General features: G+C 27.7%; 28 protein-coding genes. 24 read left to right on the top strand and 4 right to left on the bottom strand.

Annotated elements, in window-relative coordinates; genetic code table 11:
* Positions 1-38: 38 nt before the first annotated feature.
* Positions 39-1,028, bottom strand: a complete 990-nt coding sequence (locus tag H8923_RS15495; RefSeq protein WP_153972771.1) for an ATP-binding protein — start codon at positions 1,026-1,028, stop codon at positions 39-41.
* Positions 1,029-1,036: 8 nt separating this feature from the next.
* On the bottom strand, positions 1,037-2,092 hold the full coding sequence (locus tag H8923_RS15490; RefSeq protein WP_153972770.1) for a DnaD domain protein: 1,056 nt from the start codon (positions 2,090-2,092) through the stop codon (positions 1,037-1,039).
* A gap of 95 nt (positions 2,093-2,187) precedes the next feature.
* On the opposite strand from H8923_RS15490, the gene H8923_RS15485 reads away from it, so the two are divergent.
* The 4 genes from H8923_RS15485 (at position 2,188) to dcm (H8923_RS15470) (ending at position 6,122) form a co-directional block, all read left to right on the top strand.
* Positions 2,188-3,654: a M1 family metallopeptidase gene (locus H8923_RS15485; RefSeq protein WP_172976749.1), complete on the top strand. Its 1,467-nt coding sequence runs from the start codon at positions 2,188-2,190 to the stop codon at positions 3,652-3,654.
* An 87-nt stretch (positions 3,655-3,741) separates the two neighbouring features.
* Positions 3,742-4,536, top strand: coding sequence for an MBL fold metallo-hydrolase (locus H8923_RS15480; RefSeq protein WP_153972769.1), 795 nt, complete (start codon positions 3,742-3,744; stop codon positions 4,534-4,536).
* Between the two features lie 55 nt (positions 4,537-4,591).
* Positions 4,592-5,071 carry a 23S rRNA (pseudouridine(1915)-N(3))-methyltransferase RlmH gene (rlmH, locus tag H8923_RS15475; RefSeq protein WP_153972768.1) on the top strand — a complete coding sequence of 160 codons (480 nt, stop codon included), beginning with the start codon at positions 4,592-4,594 and terminating at the stop codon, positions 5,069-5,071.
* 46 nt (positions 5,072-5,117) lie between these two features.
* Positions 5,118-6,122 carry a DNA (cytosine-5-)-methyltransferase gene (dcm, locus tag H8923_RS15470; RefSeq protein WP_153972767.1) on the top strand — a complete coding sequence of 335 codons (1,005 nt, stop codon included), beginning with the start codon at positions 5,118-5,120 and terminating at the stop codon, positions 6,120-6,122.
* Positions 6,123-6,126: 4 nt separating this feature from the next.
* Here dcm (H8923_RS15470) and H8923_RS15465 read toward each other — a convergent pair whose 3' ends face one another.
* On the bottom strand, positions 6,127-6,855 hold the full coding sequence (locus tag H8923_RS15465; protein ID WP_153972766.1) for an HNH endonuclease: 729 nt from the start codon (positions 6,853-6,855) through the stop codon (positions 6,127-6,129).
* Positions 6,856-7,062: 207 nt separating this feature from the next.
* Between H8923_RS15465 and H8923_RS15460 the strand changes: the two genes are divergently transcribed.
* The 13 genes from H8923_RS15460 (at position 7,063) to H8923_RS15405 (ending at position 15,081) form a co-directional block, all read left to right on the top strand.
* Positions 7,063-7,389, top strand: coding sequence for a hypothetical protein (locus H8923_RS15460; RefSeq protein ID WP_153972765.1), 327 nt, complete (start codon positions 7,063-7,065; stop codon positions 7,387-7,389).
* Positions 7,390-7,400: 11 nt separating this feature from the next.
* Entirely contained in the window at positions 7,401-7,691 is a 291-nt protein-coding gene (locus H8923_RS15455; protein WP_243139990.1) for a DUF960 family protein, read from the top strand.
* Positions 7,692-7,710: 19 nt separating this feature from the next.
* Positions 7,711-8,301: a hypothetical protein gene (locus tag H8923_RS15450; RefSeq protein ID WP_153972764.1), complete on the top strand. Its 591-nt coding sequence runs from the start codon at positions 7,711-7,713 to the stop codon at positions 8,299-8,301.
* Between the two features lie 82 nt (positions 8,302-8,383).
* Positions 8,384-8,677, top strand: coding sequence for a hypothetical protein (locus tag H8923_RS15445; protein WP_153972763.1), 294 nt, complete (start codon positions 8,384-8,386; stop codon positions 8,675-8,677).
* Between the two features lie 45 nt (positions 8,678-8,722).
* Positions 8,723-8,872, top strand: a complete 150-nt coding sequence (locus H8923_RS15440; RefSeq protein ID WP_153972762.1) for a hypothetical protein — start codon at positions 8,723-8,725, stop codon at positions 8,870-8,872.
* Between the two features lie 129 nt (positions 8,873-9,001).
* A complete protein-coding gene (locus tag H8923_RS15435) occupies positions 9,002-9,703 on the top strand; it encodes a hypothetical protein (protein ID WP_153972761.1) in 702 nt (233 codons plus the stop codon).
* A 127-nt stretch (positions 9,704-9,830) separates the two neighbouring features.
* Positions 9,831-10,313, top strand: a complete 483-nt coding sequence (locus H8923_RS15430) for a hypothetical protein (protein WP_153972760.1) — start codon at positions 9,831-9,833, stop codon at positions 10,311-10,313.
* Between the two features lie 27 nt (positions 10,314-10,340).
* Complete coding sequence (locus tag H8923_RS15425) at positions 10,341-11,936, top strand: DUF927 domain-containing protein (RefSeq protein WP_153972759.1); 1,596 nt, start codon at positions 10,341-10,343, stop codon at positions 11,934-11,936.
* Positions 11,937-12,082: 146 nt separating this feature from the next.
* A complete protein-coding gene (locus H8923_RS15420; protein ID WP_153972758.1) occupies positions 12,083-12,340 on the top strand; it encodes a hypothetical protein in 258 nt (85 codons plus the stop codon).
* 74 nt (positions 12,341-12,414) lie between these two features.
* Complete coding sequence (locus H8923_RS15415; protein WP_153972757.1) at positions 12,415-12,561, top strand: hypothetical protein; 147 nt, start codon at positions 12,415-12,417, stop codon at positions 12,559-12,561.
* On the top strand, positions 12,527-14,179 hold the full coding sequence (locus H8923_RS15410; protein WP_243139989.1) for a recombinase family protein: 1,653 nt from the start codon (positions 12,527-12,529) through the stop codon (positions 14,177-14,179). Before H8923_RS15415 ends, H8923_RS15410 begins: the two co-directional genes overlap by 35 nt.
* Positions 14,180-14,286: 107 nt before the next feature.
* Positions 14,287-14,409 (top strand): hypothetical protein, encoded by a 123-nt coding sequence (locus H8923_RS17555; protein WP_257560009.1) that lies wholly within the window; start codon positions 14,287-14,289, stop codon positions 14,407-14,409.
* 42 nt (positions 14,410-14,451) lie between these two features.
* Positions 14,452-15,081 carry a PASTA domain-containing protein gene (locus H8923_RS15405; protein ID WP_153972755.1) on the top strand — a complete coding sequence of 210 codons (630 nt, stop codon included), beginning with the start codon at positions 14,452-14,454 and terminating at the stop codon, positions 15,079-15,081.
* 245 nt (positions 15,082-15,326) lie between these two features.
* Here the strand turns inward: H8923_RS15405 and H8923_RS15400 are convergent, their stop codons facing one another.
* On the bottom strand, positions 15,327-15,956 hold the full coding sequence (locus H8923_RS15400) for a BglII/BstYI family type II restriction endonuclease (RefSeq protein WP_153972754.1): 630 nt from the start codon (positions 15,954-15,956) through the stop codon (positions 15,327-15,329).
* Positions 15,957-16,142: 186 nt separating this feature from the next.
* Here H8923_RS15400 and dcm (H8923_RS15395) point away from each other — a divergent pair, with 186 nt between their 5' ends.
* The 7 genes from dcm (H8923_RS15395) (at position 16,143) to H8923_RS15365 (ending at position 20,034) form a co-directional block, all read left to right on the top strand.
* Positions 16,143-17,432, top strand: a complete 1,290-nt coding sequence (gene dcm, locus H8923_RS15395) for a DNA (cytosine-5-)-methyltransferase (protein WP_153972753.1) — start codon at positions 16,143-16,145, stop codon at positions 17,430-17,432.
* 167 nt (positions 17,433-17,599) lie between these two features.
* A complete protein-coding gene (locus tag H8923_RS15390; RefSeq protein ID WP_153972752.1) occupies positions 17,600-17,926 on the top strand; it encodes a hypothetical protein in 327 nt (108 codons plus the stop codon).
* A gap of 63 nt (positions 17,927-17,989) precedes the next feature.
* Positions 17,990-18,283: a DUF960 family protein gene (locus H8923_RS15385; protein WP_153972751.1), complete on the top strand. Its 294-nt coding sequence runs from the start codon at positions 17,990-17,992 to the stop codon at positions 18,281-18,283.
* A gap of 134 nt (positions 18,284-18,417) precedes the next feature.
* Positions 18,418-19,005, top strand: coding sequence for a hypothetical protein (locus H8923_RS15380; protein WP_153972750.1), 588 nt, complete (start codon positions 18,418-18,420; stop codon positions 19,003-19,005).
* 148 nt (positions 19,006-19,153) lie between these two features.
* Positions 19,154-19,426, top strand: coding sequence for a Mor transcription activator family protein (locus tag H8923_RS15375; RefSeq protein ID WP_243139988.1), 273 nt, complete (start codon positions 19,154-19,156; stop codon positions 19,424-19,426).
* Between the two features lie 25 nt (positions 19,427-19,451).
* Complete coding sequence (locus H8923_RS15370; protein WP_187127977.1) at positions 19,452-19,664, top strand: hypothetical protein; 213 nt, start codon at positions 19,452-19,454, stop codon at positions 19,662-19,664.
* Positions 19,665-19,734: 70 nt separating this feature from the next.
* A complete protein-coding gene (locus tag H8923_RS15365; protein ID WP_153972748.1) occupies positions 19,735-20,034 on the top strand; it encodes a hypothetical protein in 300 nt (99 codons plus the stop codon).
* Positions 20,035-20,472: the final 438 nt, after the last annotated feature.

Here is a 20,472-nt window from a genome sequence, read left to right as displayed (position 1 = left end):
AAATAAAAGGTAGAAGAAAATACTTAATAGTATTCCTTCTACTTTCTATTTTCCCATCTTAAATCTTTACCTATAAACTTAACCATTTTAAATCTATCGAAAACTCTAGAGAAAATTCTCTGAGCGTACTCAGATCCTAATTGCATAGGAGATAAGTTTGTAGAAATTATTGTTTTCTTACCAGATAATAATCGAGTATTTATAATATTGAATAATTCGCTATTAGTAAATGAATTCGTAAGTTCTGTCCCTAAGTCATCTATTATTAAAAGATCACAATCAAATAAATTTTCATAGTTATCTTTACTTATATGACTGTCTGAATTTTTAAACTTATAATCTTCTATAATTTCAAACATCTTAAATGCTGTTTGATATATTACAAGGTTCCCTCTGTCTAAAAGAGCTTTAGCAATACAATTGCACATAAAGGTTTTGCCTAATCCTGTATCTCCATAAAATAATAAATTTTCTCCATTATTTTTATTAAAATCCATAATAAATAATTCACAAATAGAAACTATTTCTAAAATATTTTCATACGGAGAAATATTAGACCCAGGTAATTTTTCTTTTGAGAATATAGATGTGTCTAAAGTAGAAAAATTCTGAGTATCTAATACTTTTGATAAATTAGACATTTTATAAGCATCATTTATAATTTCTTGTTTTAGGCAATTGCATTTATGACCATTTTTTAAGAATCCTCTGTCATTACATGCATTGCAATTATATTGTACATCTAAATACCACTCAGGAACTTTATATTGTTTTAATAAAGACTCCTTCTTAGCTTTAAGATCAGCCATTTTTTCTTTGGATTCAGCTAGAATATCTTCTTTATTTGAAGGATTTAAAAGAACTAATCTAGCTAAATTTAATCCTAATTTAGACACTTCTTCATCAATAGCTTTTATTTCTGGAATTTGATTATATACATCTTTTTTTCTATCTTCTAAATCAGATTCTGCTTTATCACGTTTTCTTTCATAAGAAACTAAAATTTCTCTTAATTTTGATTCTTTCATTTAATCACCTACTTAAATTTCCCCTTTTGGCTTTCTTGAAGTAATTTTTCAAGTTCATCAGGGCTATAATTTGTAAAAGTTTGATTTATATTATGATATCTCGTTTTTACTTGTGGAACTTTACTAGTAGAATTTTTAGGCGAAGATTTCTTTTCAGTCTTAGCTTTGTGCTCTTCATCTAATATTTTTACATCTTCTAAAGTTTTGACATTCTTATCTTTCCACTTTTCAATTATTCCATTAATATAAGATACAGAAGGTTTTGAAACATTTTTAGATTTAGAGCAAGCTTCAAGTATAACTTCGATATCCATGTTGTATTTATCTATCCAAACATCCATGATACGCTCTTCTTCTTTAGAAGGTTGTCTATAAAAGCCTAGTTCATTGAAAATAGTCTTATATAAAATGTATCTTTCTTTTCTTACGGCAAAGCTATTTTCAACATCCTGAGGTGTGTATAAATTAGAATCATACCAACTTCTAAGAATTGATTCGATATATCTAACGGGCCTAGCGGATCCATGTTTATCTTTTACATACTGATAAGCATACAGAATCATATCAGGATCAAGATTATACTTATTCATAATATCAAGAATACTAATTTTTTCACTAGGATCAAGATATCGTCCGATTATTTGATTAATAGAATTAAACATTTTTCTTATGCTAGGATTTTCAGCAACAGAAACAATACTATCACTGTTAGATTTTATAGAGGTAGTATTAATATGCATATTTTCCATATAAAATCTCTTTAAGTCTAAAAATTCTATAGAGTAGTCATAGTCATTCATTCCGTCATTTTTATGCATTTTAATTATGCTTTTTTTCTCCCAAAATTTCCAAGCATCTATTACATCAGATAATGGTATATTTAAATTTTTGGCAATTGAGTTATTGTCAAATTTAGGATTAGCGCTAGAATCACATGCCTGTCTATAACCTAAAAGATAAACTTTTACGTATAAACCATTTGCCATAGGCATAAATATATCTATGAAGATATTGGCAATTGTAGTTTCGCCTAAATCTATTTCATTAACTTCCTTATAAAACATTTTATCACCTCAGATTAAATTATATCATAAAAGGTATTACAAATTTATCTTGTAAATATTTTTTCAAATTATTCATGTAAATAGGAGGGGATAATTTGATTATAAAATTTACTCGAAAAATAAGACAAAGAGTACTAATCATAACAAGTTTAATAATATTACTAGGAGGGGGGATATACTTATTTAAGCCAAATACAATCAAGGAAACATCTAATATTGAGGAAGGAAACAGAAATAAATACACGATAGATGTTATATTTGATGATGAAAGCAAAAGATTGATGTGCAACCAAAATTTAATGTATGTAAATAAGACTGGGAAAGATATAGACAAGATATATTTTCATATATATCCAAATGCTTTTTCTAAAAGAGAGTATGCACCTTTTGAGGATAATGAAATATCAGAAGCATATCCAAATGGGTTTAACGAAGGATATGTAGACATAAAAAATGTTTTAAATAATTCTAATACCTTAAAATATAATATAAAAGGTGATAAGAATGACATTTTAGAAGTTAGTTTAGGAAAAACATTAAAACCAAATGAAAAAGTATCAATAGATTTTAAATATAACGTAAAAATACCAAATTGTTTGGGGAGATTTGGATATGGAGATAGTACTGTAAATATAACTAATTGGTTTCCAATAGCTTGTGTATACGATGATAGAGGTTGGAACTTAAAAAGCTATGAATCTTTAGGAGACCCTTTTTACAGTGACACAAGTGATTTTTATGTAAAAATTTTGATGCCTCGAAAATATGATATCGGTTGTACAGGTAAAGTAATTAGTGAAAAACATGATAATGAAAAAATATTTTATGAAATAGAAGCGAATAAAGTAAGAGATTTTGCGTTTATATTAAGTGATAAATTTGATATACAAACAGATTCATATAAGGGAGTACTTATAAGTACATATAATTTAAACAAAGACCTTTCAAAATATACGACAGAAGTTGCAAAAGACTCAATAAAAATATTTAGTAATTTATTTGGAGAGTATCCGTATGATACATACTCTGTAGTTGCAAGTGATTTTTATATAGGTGGAATGGAATACCCTAATTTAGTAATGATAGATAGCACTTTATATAAAGATAGTAAAAAATTCATATTGGAATATATTATAGCCCATGAAACTGCTCATCAGTGGTGGTATTCTGTAATAGGAAATGATGAAATCAGTGAGCCTTGGCTAGATGAAGCTCTAACTGAGTACTCAACTGTTCTTTATTTTGAAAATAAGTATGGCAAGGGTGTTGGAGAAAAGCTTATAAAGACAATGGAAGTTCAAAGTAGAAACTATTTGTGTCATAACATTTTTAAGGCAACAACTCAATACAAAGACTCGACTGAATATAGCCTAAATGTTTATACTAAAGGGGCTGTAATATTTAATGAAGTTAGAAATAAAGTGGGAGATGAAGTATTCTTTAATACACTAAAAGAATACTATAGTAAGTATATGTATGAAAATGTAAATGGGGCTAAGTTTGTTGAAATGTGGAAGGAAAAAGGTGTAGATTTAGATAAAATCATAAGTGAATATAAGTAGATTTAAAATAGAGCATTGAAAAAATATTTAATGCTCTATTTTTTTGGTATAATATAATTTATGAGACTATGAAGAAGAGGTGGCATAATGCTAAAATATTGTTCGATAGGAAGTGGAAGTAGCGGGAATTGTCATTATGTTGGATATAAAGACACTAATATATTAGTTGATGCAGGCCTTAGTGGAAAAAGAATAACTACAGGTCTAAATGATATAGAAGTTGATATAGATAAAGTTAAAGGAATATTTATAACACATGAACACTCAGACCATATAAAAGGAGCAGGAATAATATCAAGAAAGTTTGATATACCTATTTTTGCAAATATAAAAACATGGTGTTCAATGAAAGATAAAATCGGAGATATAAAAGACAGTAATATGAAAGTATTCGAAAATGATAAAACATACTCATTAGGAGATTTAATTATAAGACCATTTTCAATACCGCATGACTCCGAAGATGCAGTAGGATACAACTTTTATGCAGGAACAAATGATAAGATATCTATAGCTACAGATATAGGTAAAATAACTGATAATATAAGAAAGCATTTATATAAGTCAAGATTGGTAGTATTAGAGTCAAATTATGATCCGAATATGTTGATGATGGGAAGTTATCCATATGCGTTAAAAAGGAGGGTAATGTCAGAAGAAGGGCATTTATCTAATGAAGACGCAGCTAAATTTTGTATAGAGCTTGTAAAAGAAGGAACGGAACGTATACTATTAGCTCATTTGAGTAAAGAAAATAATTTTCCTGAGTTAGCATATGAAACATCTAAGGGAATATTAGCTCAAAATAATATAATTGTAGGACAAGATATAAAGCTAGACGTACTATCTAGAAATGAAGTTTCAGATGTTTATAAACTTTAGTATAGAGGTGTTAAAAGCTTAAGTAAAATAAAGATTAAAGAATAAGGTGACGTATATGAATATAAATATAGTTTGTGTCGGAAAGATTAAAGAAAAATATTTAAAGTTAGGAATAGATGAATTTAAAAAGAGATTATCTAAGTATTGTAAGTTAGATGTAATTGAATTAGATGATGAGAAAGCCCCAGAAAATCTAAGTGATAAAGAAATGCTTATGATAAAAGATAAAGAAGGAAAGAAGATTTTAAGTAAAGTTAAAGCCAATAGTTATGTTATAGCTCTTGCTATTGACGGGAAAAATTTATCTTCTGAAGAATTAGCTGATACTATGAGTAAGCTTGCTGTTAGAGGAAATAGCCATATTACCTTTATAATAGGAGGGTCATTAGGTCTGTCGGATGAGGTTTTAAGTCGAGCTGATTATAAGTTATCTTTTTCTAAGATGACATTCCCACATCAATTAATGAGATTAATATTATTAGAACAAGTGTATAGAGCTTATAGAATAAACAATGGAGAACCGTACCACAAGTAACGGAGCTTGGGTAGAAAATAAATGAAATAGTAAAGGAGTTGATTTTATGCCAAGGTTTGCTGAATTTTGTGCAGGCATAGGAGGGTTTAGAATTGGCTTAGAAAGAATAGATGGATGGGAATGCGTATATACAAATGAAATAGATGAAAGATGTCAAATAACATATCGAGATAATTTCAATGAGGACTTTAGTTCTACAGATATATTTGAAATAGATGTAAGTCAGTTACCAGACTTTGATGTATTATGTGCAGGATTTCCATGCCAATCTTTTTCTATTGCTGGAAAGAGAGAAGGATTTGAAGATCCTAGAGGACAAGTATTTTTTAAGCTAGAAGAAATAATAGAAAATAAAAATCCAAGTGTAATATTTTTAGAAAATGTAGCAAATTTAGTAAGACATAATAGAGGAGAAACATTTGGATATATCAAAAAATCACTGAAAAGGTTAGGGTATAAAGTTTCGCATAATATTTTAGATAGCTCATATTTTGGTGTTCCTCAAAAAAGACCTAGAGTATATATTGTAGCATTTAGATATGACATAAATTCTAATGAATTTGAAATTACGGAAAGAGTAACAAATAGAACTACATTTAGAGAATTCATTAATCATGGAGACAACTCTATACCAATTAGTGATAAATGGCAAACATATATAGACTTATATACAGGGAATATAGATATTGAAGATGTAGATTTTGAAGTTCCTAAAACTAGGAAAAAACTAGAGCGTATTGGATCAAATGTAGATTTAAATGATTGTATTTTTCAAATACGTTCAAGTGGTATAAGGGCAGTATCTATAGATGAGCCTTTACCAACATTTGCAGTTAGTAATAGTGGAGGAGGAGCAATGATTCCAGTATATTCAAGGGAAAGAAGACACTTAAATTTAACAGAAATGAAAAGAATAATGGGATTTCCAGATGAATTTATATTCACAGTTGCTAGAACACATGCAATAAAACAACTGGCGAACGCAGTTTGTCCGCCAGTAATAACATCTATTGGTAGAGATATAGATATTATACTTAATAATCAAGAATAATATCTTACATTCTATCAGAAATATCTTCATTAGTTGCTTTTACAATAGAATTAGTTTCAGGAGAGACTAAAGCACAGTCTGAATTACACTTTTCATGAGGGCAAATGTAACACATTTGCCTTTTACATTTATTACAATAATGACATAAAGCTTGGAAATTATCCAAAGAATTTTTACCACCTTTATCAATAGGTATTCTATGGTCATACTCTGTTTTAACCCTATCTTTAGCAAATGTATGATTATTTATTTCGCTATTTAATTTTAAATTTGAACCACATATATTACACTTAGAATTTTGTCGATTCAAAATAGCTTCCTTATTTTTTTTGCTAAGCTGTATTCTTTCAGATTTTTCTACATTAAGAAATAATAATTCATGGTCTTTAGCATCTAAAACATATTGCCTATTACCTTTCATACCTTCAGCTCTAATAAAAGAAAATCCTTCTTCAGACCATAGTTCACTAAAAGGTTTATTAGCATCACCATATCTGTCTTTAATAAGATCTTTAGGGGCTTTGTCACTTAGGATAGATTTTAATTCTTGTAATCTGGTGTTTTGACCAGCTAAATCTTCTTCTGAACAAATACCATACTTTATTAATAAAAGAAGACCAACTATAGTTCTTTTTTTTCTCATCCAAATAATATTATTATCTGGAAATTCTATTTCATATCCTTTTTTTTCAGTACATTTTCTTATTTCAATAATATCTTCTATTTTAAGCATAAAACACCTCCTAAAAAATATTACCATAAAAAGGAATAAAACACTATATATGTTGAAAATGTGATAAAGAAGAAAATAAATAGATATTATAAAAATGAAAAATATCTATGCTAGATAGATGATTACTATAGGAGCATAAATATATTTGAGTAGATGTTGCAATAAAAGCAACATCTACTTTTTAATACTAAAAAAGGAGAAAATAAAATGATAATTAAGATTTGGAAAGAGAAAGATTTAGAACTAGTAAGGGAACTACCTATTGAAGTAAAAGAAGTAATAAAAGAAAATGTAAAGATTCTAGTAGAAGAATATGGTGAAGATAGAACGGAAAAACAACTTGGAGGATTTGTTGCATTAATTGATGAAGAAGGGCTAAGAGAACTTAAAGAAAAGATATTGAAAAATACAATACCAGAATACATAGATGAAATAAAAGGAGCTGACTATATATCAGCTCTATTTTTGTGTGGAAGTGATTTTTCAGTAGTAGTAATTTGTGATAAAAAGCTAATAAAAATAGTTGAAGAATAGAGAGGAAGTACATGATGTTTACAAATGAAAGATACTTGACAAGAGAAGTGGCACACCAAGTACCAATAAAAATACAACTACTAATGTGGGATTTAGTAGAAAAACTAGAAGAAAAAGACTACCTACAAATTTTTGAATTGACTCCGAAAGGAAGTGGAATCGTGGAATTAGTACATAAACAGGAAATTCCCGAAATCACGTCTATTTACAAAATAAAGAATACAGATATAAAAGAGAAAATGAAACTATACATGATTGATAGTGGAGAATACAGTACTCTAATGTTTAGTCATGAGTACTAGAAATAAGGAGATAAATAAAATGATAAAGCATAAATCAGCAATAATAAATCAACTTTTCTATGCAGAAGTGAATGCTTTAGTAAAAAAGTTCAATAAGATAAATGAATTTGAAGTAAATGAAATAGAAGAAATATTTGAACAAGTAAAACATGAAGATACTAAATCATATCTAATAAATAATACAAATAAACTATCAGAGATAATAAAAGAAAATAGAAATAGGAAACTAAAACAAGGTGAAATAGAGCTATTTAGTTGGATAAATGAAGAACTAGAAGAAGTAAGTATGCATAAAGCTAGTGAATACTATGGAGAACTAGGAATAGTTGATTATATAGAAATAGGAGAATGTCTAATATATAAAGAGGGATGTAATCTAAAAGAATATGCAAATGAAGTATTAGAAGAAAGACTAAAAGATGAGTTTTGGGTAGATACACTATTTACTAAAGATGATGTTGTTGAAATGTGGGTCAATGAAACTACAAAAGAGGAAGCTATTGAACAAATACTAGAATCTAATGATATAGAAGAAATACTAGGTTTAGAACCACAATATGCATTCAGTATAAATGATACTGACTATAAATACTCATATATAGAAGAGTAAATATAAATAGAAAAATAACGTGAAAACGTGGATATATACATCCACGTTTCTATTAATTTGAAACTAAAAGGAGAGAATATAGATGAGTAAGAAAGTAGTAAAAGCAACAGACTATTGCACCATATTACAACAATCAATAATAGATAAAGGTACATATGCTTATGGTATAGAAAAAATAATAGTAAATGATGGTGATGGGGAAGAAGAAATAAGATGGGTATTTTTCAAGGATACAATGAGGGCTAAAAAACAGTTGATTGCAAGACCATTAGACCTTCCAGAGAAAGACTTGTTGGAATTGATAGATAAGGCTATAAATGAAAAAATATTTTCAAAAGTATTTGTAGAAAGCTTAAAAGATATATTAAATAAGTGATAATAAATATTCAATATATGTTTAAGTTTTAGAAAGGAGATACAAATGATACAAATAGCAATGCTAATAGCAGAAATAATTCTAATGATACTAAAGGAAGGTCTTAGTGTAGAAAGTGCAACAAGTAAGGTATCTAAATCAAGTGGAATAGACTATAAATCACTATATAATAGAATCCCAAATAAGTATAAATAAATAGTAAATTATTAAAAGATAATAAGAAACATTGATAAATACATATAGAAGTGATAATTTAGTAATTAGTATTAGTTGTAAAAAATTACTACTAATTAATAATAATTTTTTAGGAGATATTTTATTAATATGAAAATAAGTTTATCGGAGTTAGCGAAAAGAAGCTATGATATTGATATTAAAAATAATAGTTATAGAGTAAAAGATGTAAAAGATGGAGAAGTAGGAGAAAAAGACATAAAGGAATATGTGGATGGATTCAATAGAACAATAAAGCCTATGGTTCTAAAATATATGATTGAAAAAAACAGATACTTAATACCAGAAGAAAAGGCAAGTTGTATATTAAAGATATATGATTTATTAAAAGATGGAGAATCAACGTTATTAAAAATTTCAAACAAAAAATATGTAAGTGCAAAGGAGTTAAAAAAAGCTATAGATAATCTAGAATTAGAAGATGAGGAAAAAATAGAATTCCTAGAAATTTTTGATTATGAAGTTAGATGTGAAATTGACAAATTAAAGAAAGATATTATTAGTAAATTAGAAAATAGTTTAAATTACATATTATCACCTAATACAGATTATAAAAGTGATACAAGAGATCCAAAACAATTAACTAGGCAAGAAAAGAAAAAGTATAAAGAAGAAGAACTCTTTATAGAAGATAAACTAGAGATACTTAAATATATGAGTAAAAGATATAATGAATTTGATTTTAATTCATTATGCTTAATAAATGATATAGCAATTACAAGAAAAGAAGAAAACCCTATAGAGAGAGAAGAAATAAAATCACTAATAAGTAGGTTGTCATATTGGGAATAAAAAATAATACAAGATGCAAAAAATAGACCTTATTTTTTGCATTTTTTTTTATACTCTTAAAACTGATAATATGTAATTAAGAAAGGGGATAACCCCTAAAATAATTAAGCATAAGGGAGAATAAATTATGATATCAAGAAGTAAAGACATGAGAAATGTGAGTGGAAAACGTACATTAGTAAAAAGACAAAACTCTTTAGGTGAAGGGTATTGGGAATTAGTTTTAGAAGAAGCTAAACAGACAAAAAGTAAAAATGGCGCTGATTTAATAAAACTTGTATTTAAAGAGTTAGAAAGTGGGAGACAAGGAACTTTTATAATACCAATGGTAGGAAGTATTATGGATCAAATGATAGATGGAATATTCGGAGATAAAGAAGATGAAATATATTTAGAGGATATGTTAAGATACGAATTTGGTGTACATATTGAAAGGAATGGTAATTATTTAAATATTAAATCTATTGAAGCATTACAAGAAGAGTATGAGGAGGAAGAAGAAAATATACAACCACAAAATACACATAGTCGATTTACGTTTGATGATGAAGATGATGATTTGGATGTAGACTTTTTTAATGATGAAGATGACGATCTAGATAATATATAGAAAAATGTGATCATAAGGAGATTGAATATGCGTATTAATGAACATATACAAAGAGGAAATGATGGAATCTATATAATAGATGGTAATCAACAGTTGAAGATATGCCGTGAAATCGGCATATCTTCTATAAAAACAGATATAGAAACTAACGAAAAGGTTGGCACGATAGATTATGATGATATGGGGATGATGAGAAGTATTGACATAAAAAGGTCGGATTATTTAACACCATCAAAGTTACTTAAGTATCAAGCAGTTGGAATGGATGTAATGAGTAATAATGCACAGTATATAGCAATGTATTTAAGAGATGAAGAAATAACAGCACTTAAACTTTATAGTCATTCAAAACTAGGATTTGATAAATATGAGGATAAGGAAATATATAAACTATATGAATGTATAGGATGTAAGTCCATCTATAAAGGTGATTTAGAATTAGAACCTAAAGGTACTAAAGATAATTGGCTTAGTATGTTTAATCAAGAAGTTTTAGGTCATGCACCATTAGAACTAATTAGTGTAATATCCTTATCAGCAGTATTGATTGGATATATAGGTGAGGAACTAGCATTAGATACACAAATAGTTCATATATCAGGTAATTCTACAATAGGAAAGTCAACAGCAATGAAACTGGCAATATCTATGTTTGGATATCCTGATGTTAAAAAGAGAGGATTGTTTACAACATATAATTCTACAGATAATGCATTAATAAGAAAGATATCAGGCATAAATGGTGTACCAATTGCATTTGATGAATTATCTATGTCTAAAATAGATAATTTTACAGAAGTAATATATAGAATAACGAATGGTACAGATAAGGATAGACTTAATAAAAATTTAGAGATAAGAAAAACAGAATCATGGCTAACTACTGTACTATCTAATGGTGAAAAATCATTAGTAAAATCTGCAAATAAGAATGCAGGTATACAAGTAAGAGTATTAGAAATTGATGATTTAGTTTGGACTAAAGATGCTAAAAATGCAGAAAGAATAAATCAAACTATAATGAATAACTATGGTCATATAGGTATTGAATTTGCCCAATTTGTAATGGAAAAAGGTAAAGATGAAATAAAAAATATATATGAGAAGTGTATAGTTAAAATAAAACAGATATTTAAAAATAAGAATGTAATAGATGAGTTTAGTAATAGAAGGATAAATAAATTTGCAATAATATTAGCTACAGCAATACTTTTTGAAGAGATGTTGGGTATTAAGTTGAATAAAAAAGAGATAATGAACATACTAGTAAATGCAGAAAAAACATCTATTAAAAATAGGAATTTTGATAAGTCAATAATTGACTACCTTAAAGAATATATATCTAGTAATCCATCTAAATTCAAGCATGGGTTGGAAAAAATTACAACGAATGATTATGTTGGAAGACTAACAAATAAAAAAGACTATACTGAATTAGAAATAGTACCAATGCAGTTTGAAAAAATAATAAAAGAAGGTGGCTTTGAAGATGAAAAAGTAGTACTTAAAGAACTTAAGAAAAATGGGTATTTAGACCATGAGAAGGATAGAAATACTAGAAAAAGAAAAGTGAATTCAGAAATGAAAACTAATGTATATGTAATAAAAATACCTAATAATTAATAATAAGGTCTAGGATGTGCTAAACACATCCTAGGCAATGAATGTAATAAAAGAATATATAAATAGATATTATATATTGGAATGCAATAAATCAAAAACAAAGGACTCAGTTTCACGTGAAATTAAAATATATAGGAGATAAAATAATGAATAATAAATATGATATTAATAAATATTCTATAAATTATAATTTGTATGAATGTGTAAAAGAAAATGAAATGTATGAAGAGCAATATGAACATGAAAAAGAATACTATGAATATCTTAGAATGTTAGAAAAAATGTATATTATAGTAAAAATGATACGTTTAGAGGAGTTAGAAGAAATAATGAATACATGGAAACCAGAAGAGTGTGTAAGATATTTTTATAGGATAATAGAAAGAATTTCTAATATATCTTAAGTATAAATTTTAAAAATAACGGGAAATCGGGACAAGCCGATTTCCTGTATAAATCAAAAATGGTGGAGGTTAGAATGGATACATTGATAATAGAGCAAATAAAAGCTGATGAAATAATACAAATACTAAGTAATATAATACAAAAACAACTAAGTAGAGATAATGAAATATTGGGAGGATGTAACGATGAAAGCAAGCAAAAGGATTGCAATCTACTGTAGGGTATCAACAGTAGAGCAGGCTGAAGAAGGTTACAGTATTGATGAGCAAAATGTAAAGATAACAGAATATTGTAATCAGGAAGGGCATGAAATATATAAGCTTTATGAAGATAGAGGAATAAGTGGTAAGAATATAACAAATAGACCAGGAATAAAACAACTACTACATGATGCTACTGAAAATAAGTTTGATTTAGTGATAGTTTGGAAGTTGAATAGGATAAGTAGAAAACTTTTAGATATACTAAATATAGTAGAACTGCTGAATAAACATAACATAGCATTTCGCTCACTAACAGAGAATTTTGAAACAGAAACTCCAGCTGGAAAGTTGCAACTAAACATAATGGGAGCAATAGGTGAATTTGAAAGAGAGAGCTTAGCTGACAATATTAAACTTGGCATGGTGGCAAGGAGTAAACAAGGATCATGGAATGGTGGGATAGTACTAGGATATGACTCTGTAGAAATTCCTAATGAAGGTAAAAAAAGAAAAAATACAGTACTAAAAGTAAATGAAAACGAAGCAAATACAGTAAGAAAGATATTTCAACTATACAGTCAAGGTCATGGATACAAAGCAATAGTAAATAAGATAAATAAAGAAGGATACAAGACAAAGAAAGGTAATCAATTTGCTGTTTCTACAGTAAAAACCATATTACAAAATCCCATATACATTGGGAAAATAAGATTCAATGTAAGACAAGATTGGGCAAAGAAAAGAAGACAAAAAATAAATGAAAATCCGATATTAGTAGAAGGACAACATGAACCAATAATTGACGTGGAAACGTGGAATAAAGTACAAGTAATCCTAAAAGAAAGAAGTAAGAAACATAATAAAGTGTATGATAGTGAACAACCTTTGACTGGAATACTAAAATGTCCAGCATGTGGAGCAAGTATGACTATAAGTAGATCAACTACTAAAAGAGCAGATGGAAGTAAGAGAGTGATAGAAACATACAGTTGTGGTAATTGGAAGAATAAAGGAACAGCAGTATGTAACTCTAACTCAATAAGAGTAGAAAAAGCAAATGCATATGTAATGAATAAGGTTTCAGAGCTAGTAAATGATGAATCAATACTAAGAAAAGTAGTTGATAACATAAATAAGAATAAATCTACTAAATTGAAACCTACATTGGATCAGATAGAACAAGTAAACAAAGAGATAAAAAAGCTAAGTATAAAGAAAGATAAGAACTTAGAACTATTTGAAGATGGAATACTTGCTAAAAGTGAGCTATCAACAAGAATTAAATCAATAAATGATGACATAGAGAAATTAAAATTGAGAGAACAAGAATTAAAGCAAGAGGTTGACATTGCAGAGGGAGAACCTGTGTCATATGAACTAGTTCGAGATGTAATGACTAGATTCAAAGAAGTGTTCCTAAGTATGGGAACAAGTCAACAAAGGAAACAATTGATACATTTGCTAATTTCTAAGATAACGATGAATAAGGAAAGAGAGATAGATAGCATAGAGATACAAATAAATAATGATGTGATAACATACTTAAAGAAGGATGGGTTGCCAAATAAAAAAGGTAACCCATCCTTTTTGCATTTATTTAGAATGAATAATATTAATTTAAAGATAGCTATTTAATATTAAGTAAGAAAAAATGACAAAAAATAACAATTGAAAAATATATAATAATAAATATATAATAATTAAGGGGAAAACATATTCATGCTGTAGGGTATGGAGAGGATTTGACTGCAATAATAACAGCATTAGTAGTAATTTCTATGTTCATAACATTTGAAATTAAAAGAAAAGCAAGAGAAAAAATGCTAGAATGGTTTAGTTATTTAACAGAAGAAGATTTTAAATAATTAGATACTAAATTTAATAATTAAAGAGTGAGATGATAGAAAATGAAAAAAGTAATCATGTTAATGGGGCTGATAATTTTATTAATAGTAACTGGATGTGCTAAAAATGAGAAATCTGAAGAAAAAGAAGAAGTTGTAAAAAGTGTATACTGTACTAGTTGTGGAGAAAAATCAACAGAAGTAACTAAATTTTGTTCAAGTTGTGGAGAAGAAGCAACATGGGTATCTGAAAAACCTAAAGAAAAAAAAGAAGAAAGTAAGCCAGATAGTAAAGAAGAAACTAAAAAAGAAGAAAGTAAGGCAGATACTAAAGAAGAAACTAAAAAAGAAGAAAGTAAGGCAGATACTAAAGAAGAAACTAAAAAAGAAGTAAAAAATGAAGATAAAGTAGAGACTAAGATGATTAAAGTTCCTAATTTAGAGGGGGATTATTTAAAATATGTAGAAGGATTGAATATTGAACAAGACTCTAGCATGTCAGTTCTTGTTCCTGAGTATGAGGCAAGAGGAATAGTCAAGTCACAATCAATAAAAGCAGGTGAAATGGTTCCAGTTGGAACAACAATAAGAGTTGGTGTGTATGGATTTGATGGTCATTATAACCCATTTACAGATATGCACGAATGTATAATTCAAAATGGAAAATGTGTAGGGAATAGCTACAATGAATAGAATATTATTAAATGATGATGTGATAACATATTTAATAAAGGATAGGTTGCCTAAAGAACAAGGTAACCTATCCTTTTTACATTTACTTGTAATGAATTGTCTAAATCTGAAAATAGTAATATAATAAGTAATAATAAAGTTGAGTTAAAATACGCTCCGTAGAGTGCGATACGGAGAACCGTATCACAAGTAACGGAGCGCGGTTTAGGTCAAAAGGTAGAATAAAATTATTCTACCTTTTAATCTTAGTCATTTAATCTAACAACTTTTCCATATGTATTTTTACCTTCTTTATAATGTTCTATTCTAAATGTTCTTGGAGCATTTAATCCTATAATTACCATAGGAACTGTTAGTAAATTATTTAAAGGCGGTAAATACTGAAGAAATTTTTCGTATGATCCGGTAGCACCATCAAAACCTCCAGCTGATTTCATTTCATCAGTAGCACAAATCAATATGCCTGCTCTTGTTTGTATGTCTTTTTCAACATGGTTTAACTCACTAGCTAATACCGGTTTAATAAGATTCCATGCAACTGCTTCTCCATGATTAAAAGCAACTTCAATTGAAATATCGTCTTTAGCGAAATCTAATCTCCAGTTACTGTTACCTCTACCACTTCTGTAAGTAGGATCATTGAATATAAAACTTTGTCTATTCCAACCTCTATTGGTTAACCTTTCATCTAATAAGTAGTTGATTGCTTCAGATATGCTTTTAGCTCTTCTTTGTTGATTTTCAAAATATTGTATTATATCATCATCAGTAATACTATTAATTGAATCAATAACTTCATCCCATAGAATTCTAAAATCCTCTTGAGTATTGAAGATTTCCAATCCATATCTAAAAGAATGTGTTCTAAATTCCATAAAATCCTCCATAAAATAATTTTAGTATAATTATAGCATAATAAAAAAAATAGAGTTTAAAATATATATTTAAGAAGAGAAAAAATAAAATTATTATTATAATCGATCTTTTCATTTGATTAAAAATATAATATAATAATTATTAATAACAGATGATAAATTTCTAGAAAGCGAGAATATAATAAAATGGCAATAGATAAAACTGTATGCGAACTCTTCGCAGGGGTAGGTGGTTTTCATGTAGGTTTAGGAAGAAGTAATCAGGGGTGGAATGTAGTTTTAGCGAATCAGTGGGAGCCAAGTAGAAAGTCACAACATGCATATGATTGTTACACAAAGAGGTTTCCAAATACGCGAGCATTAAATATTGATATAGCTGAAATAAATAATAATTATAATGATTATAATATACCAACGTATAATTTGTTAGTGGGCGGTTTTCCTTGCCAAGATTATTCGGTAGCATCTACTGGAGCAAAAGGAATAGAAGGTAAAAAAGGCGTATTATGGTGGGAAATAAATAAAATGTTAGATAGAGATAGACCTCCATTCGTATTATTAGAAAATGTAGATAGATTACTAAAGTCTCCTTCTAATCAAAGAGGAAGAGATTTTGGAGTAATGTTAGGGTGTTTTAGAGACTTAGGATATAGCGTTGAGTGGAGAGTTATAAATGCAGCAGAATATGGATTTGCTCAAAAAAGAACTAGAATATTCATATTTGCATATTTAAATACAACTAATTATCACTCTAATCAAATAAAAGAATTAAATGAAAATACTTATTTAAAAAAAAGAGGATTTTTTGCACGTCAATTTCCGATAGAGAGCATAGAATCTACAAATAACTATATCTTAAATGAAGATATATTAACTATATCTGATAATTTCAGATTTGAATTTTTAAATAGTGGAATGATGATAGGAAATACAATAACTACACAAAAATATAAACCAGTAATAGAGCCTTCGATAAATCTAGGTGATATTTTGGAGCTTGAGGTAGAAGAAAAGTATTATTTAGGTGATAGCTTAGATGATTGGAGATATATGAAAGGAGCTAAGGCTATACCTAGAGTGTCTAAGGATGGACATGAGTATATATTTAGAGAAGGTGCAATAGCATTTCCAGATCCATTAGATAAACCGTCAAGAACAATGTTAACAAGTGAATCATCAAAGAATAGAAGCACTCATGTTGTTAGAGATTTACAAACTAATAGGCTAAGAGTTTTGACTCCAATAGAATGTGAGAGATTAAATGGATTTGATGATAATTGGACTAATACAGGCATGACAGAAAAATTTAGGTATTTCTGTATGGGGAATGCATTAGTTACAGGATTAGTAGAAAGGATGGGTATGGAGCTAAATGAGATATTTGAAAATGAATATGAAGTAAATCGTAATATTAAAATAAATCAAAATACACATGAGGAAGTTGCTATAACGCAAATTGGATGGGAATTAGATTAATAATTATGCAAAGGTATTATTAGAGAAAATATAATACAAAAATATATTAATAAAGAAACTGTAGTAAAATGTAATTTAAAATATATATTATAACTATAATAAAGCTAGATGAGGTAGAAAAATACTTAATCTAGCTTCTTTTGTTTTCAAATAAGGAGGAAGATACAATGATAATAAATATTTGCAAAAAACAAGACTTAGAGTTAGTAAAGGAGCTACCAACAGAAGTAACATCTGCAATAGAAGATACCATAGAAATACTAGATGAAAATTACGGTACAGAAAGAACAGCAGAAGACTTAGGTGGATATGTAACTGTAGTAGATAAAGTTGGAGCAGAAGAACTAAAACAACATCAACTAAAAGAAATAATACCTGAATACATAGATGAGATACATGGAACTGATTACATTTCAGTTCTATTTTTGTGTTCAAGTGATTTTTCAATAGTTGTTATTTGTAAAAAAGAATTAAAAGATCTAATAGTAATTTAGAATAAAACCCCGAAACCCCGCTAAATTTTAAATAAAGAATAAAAATAATAGGAGAAAAGAAACATGTTTAAAACAGAAAATAGATACATGACTAAAAAAGTAGCAGAAGAAATACCTTTAGAAATAAGTATACTGTTGTGGAATTTGATAGATAAACTAAATGTAGAAAAAGACTATTTACAAGTTTTTGAATTAAATCCTATAGGAGAAGGGATAGTTGAAATAATTCATAAGCAAGAAGTACCAGAATATAAAAGTAGCCTATACATACATAGAGAGGAAATTAAAGAAAATAAGAAGCTATACGCTATAGATAGCTTAGAATACAGTACTTTGATGTTTTCAGAAGAATACTAATTTTACACAGAAGTAAGAGCATTTCAATGTTAGACAATGAAGATAAAAAAATAAAATTACAATTCTCTTTAATAAAACCCCGAAACCCCGTAAAAATAGAAAGATAATTAAAAAATTGAAAGGTAGAAATGACTATGATAAATAATAAATCTGAAATAATAAATAAATTATTCTTTGATGAATTAAAGGAATTAGTAGATAAATACAATAACATAGATGATGAAACTATAACTGTCATAGAAAGAATAGATAATGAAATAGAAGATAAATACATAAAGGAATACATTTTAAAAGATAGTAATAAGCTAGATGAAATAATAGCTGAATATAAAAATAATTTGGATATAGATAAGATAATATTCTTTGCTTGGTACAATTTAAACATAGAAGAAATAAGCATAGATAAGATAAGTAATTACTACAATGAATTAATTTCTCAAAAATATACTGAGAATGATAATTACTTAATTTACAAAGATAAAGATGATTTAAAAGAGTATGCAATGAATGAATTAGATTACATGTTAAATACAGAGCATCACATCGATAGATTATTTGATAAGGACACAATCATAGATTTCTGGCTAAATAATACAACTAAAGAAGAATTAATAAAAGAAATGATGTTAGATGATGATGTAGAGGATATACTAGACCTTTCACCAGAGTATGCATTTACATTAACAGATGGAAGTGAATATGTTTTTTCAAGTAAGGAATAAAAAATAATAAAAATAATTTTAAAATAACGGGGTTTCGGGATTTTACACTTAGACAAGAAATAAAATAAGGAATTTTTCAAGAAATAATTTCAAAGAAACTTTCTGTAAGAATAGTTATTATTAATTAGAGAATGAAAGGAGGTGAATGATGAAAATAGAAAAGAGTGATTTTAAAGGAATTTACGCAGAAATGTCAGAAATTCTAGGTGAAGAAATAGTAAGAATAATACATAAGCATTATAAAGGTCAGCAGATTAATCTACCAATGAAACTATACTCTAATGAATATGTAGAAAAATACATAATTAATAATTACAGTAAAAAGAGTGTAAGAGAAATAGCTAGGGAACTAGGATATTCTGATAAATGGGTTGGTAGATTAATCAAAGGAATAAGTTTAAAAGAAGAAAAGGCTAAATAAAAAATAGAAAAGGATGGATAATAACATGGGTATATTTGATAAAATTTCAAAAATTTGCAATGAAGAAAAGAAGAGAGCAATAAGAGCTCATGAACAATCAAAGAATTCAGGAAGAAGAAGTCAAGTTGAAGATACATATAATCATTTCATGAAGACACTTGAAAAGACAAGTGGAATCAAAAAAGAAGATATAATCAGTATGAAAGTGAACAGTGTAGAAAGAAAAAAGAGATATTAATTAAATAAAGGATTACATAAGAAAGGAATAGTATGTTGCTATTCCTTTTTTGTTTTTAAGGAGAAGAAAAATGAGTAAATCAATAAGTGAAACTAAGTACTGTATAGTATTAAAGCAAGCAAAAATAAGAGATGGAAATGTAGGGTATGGAATAGAGAAGATTTTTGTAAAGTCATTAAATCAAGAGGAGATAAGATTTGTATACTTTAAGGATACGTTTAGAAAAGAACAGCAACTAATAGCAAGACCTTTAGATTTAACAGAAGATGATTTAATTAAGTTAATTAAGGAATCCATAAAGAAAAATATATTTTCAAAGGAGTTTGTAAGTAATCTTAGAGGGATTCTTAATACTAAGGAGGTAGAATAACATGACACTAGAGTTATTTGTAGCAGGTGTTAAATTTGGAGTGTCAATTTTTGGTATAGTGATGAAGCAGAGAAAAGAATATACAAAATAAGGAGATTAAATTAAATGAAAGAATTTACATTAGGTTCAGTAATAGGATTAGGAGTATGTATAGTAATAGAATTAATGGTATCAGGTAGAGCAATATTAAGGTAATAAGACAATAAATTTACAAGTAAAATCTTAGATAGGAGGGAATAGCATGTTGCTATTTCTTTTTTTTACTTGTAATCGTAAAACATGAGTAAGGTAATGAATTAAATAAAATACTGTATACAAATATAAAAGAGCTACTATACAAAATAGTAGCTCCTATTAAATAATGTTATCTTATCCTTCCTACCTTTCTTCTAACAAAAGGATTTTGATCTTTTGATTTCCATTTTTTTAAATGATCAT

The sequence above is a fragment of the Romboutsia faecis genome (genome assembly GCF_014323405.1).
In the GTDB taxonomy this organism is placed as follows: domain Bacteria; phylum Bacillota; class Clostridia; order Peptostreptococcales; family Peptostreptococcaceae; genus Romboutsia_E; species Romboutsia_E faecis.
The sequence above is the reverse complement of the archived record's forward strand: the minus strand, read 5'-3'. Positions and strand labels throughout refer to the sequence as shown.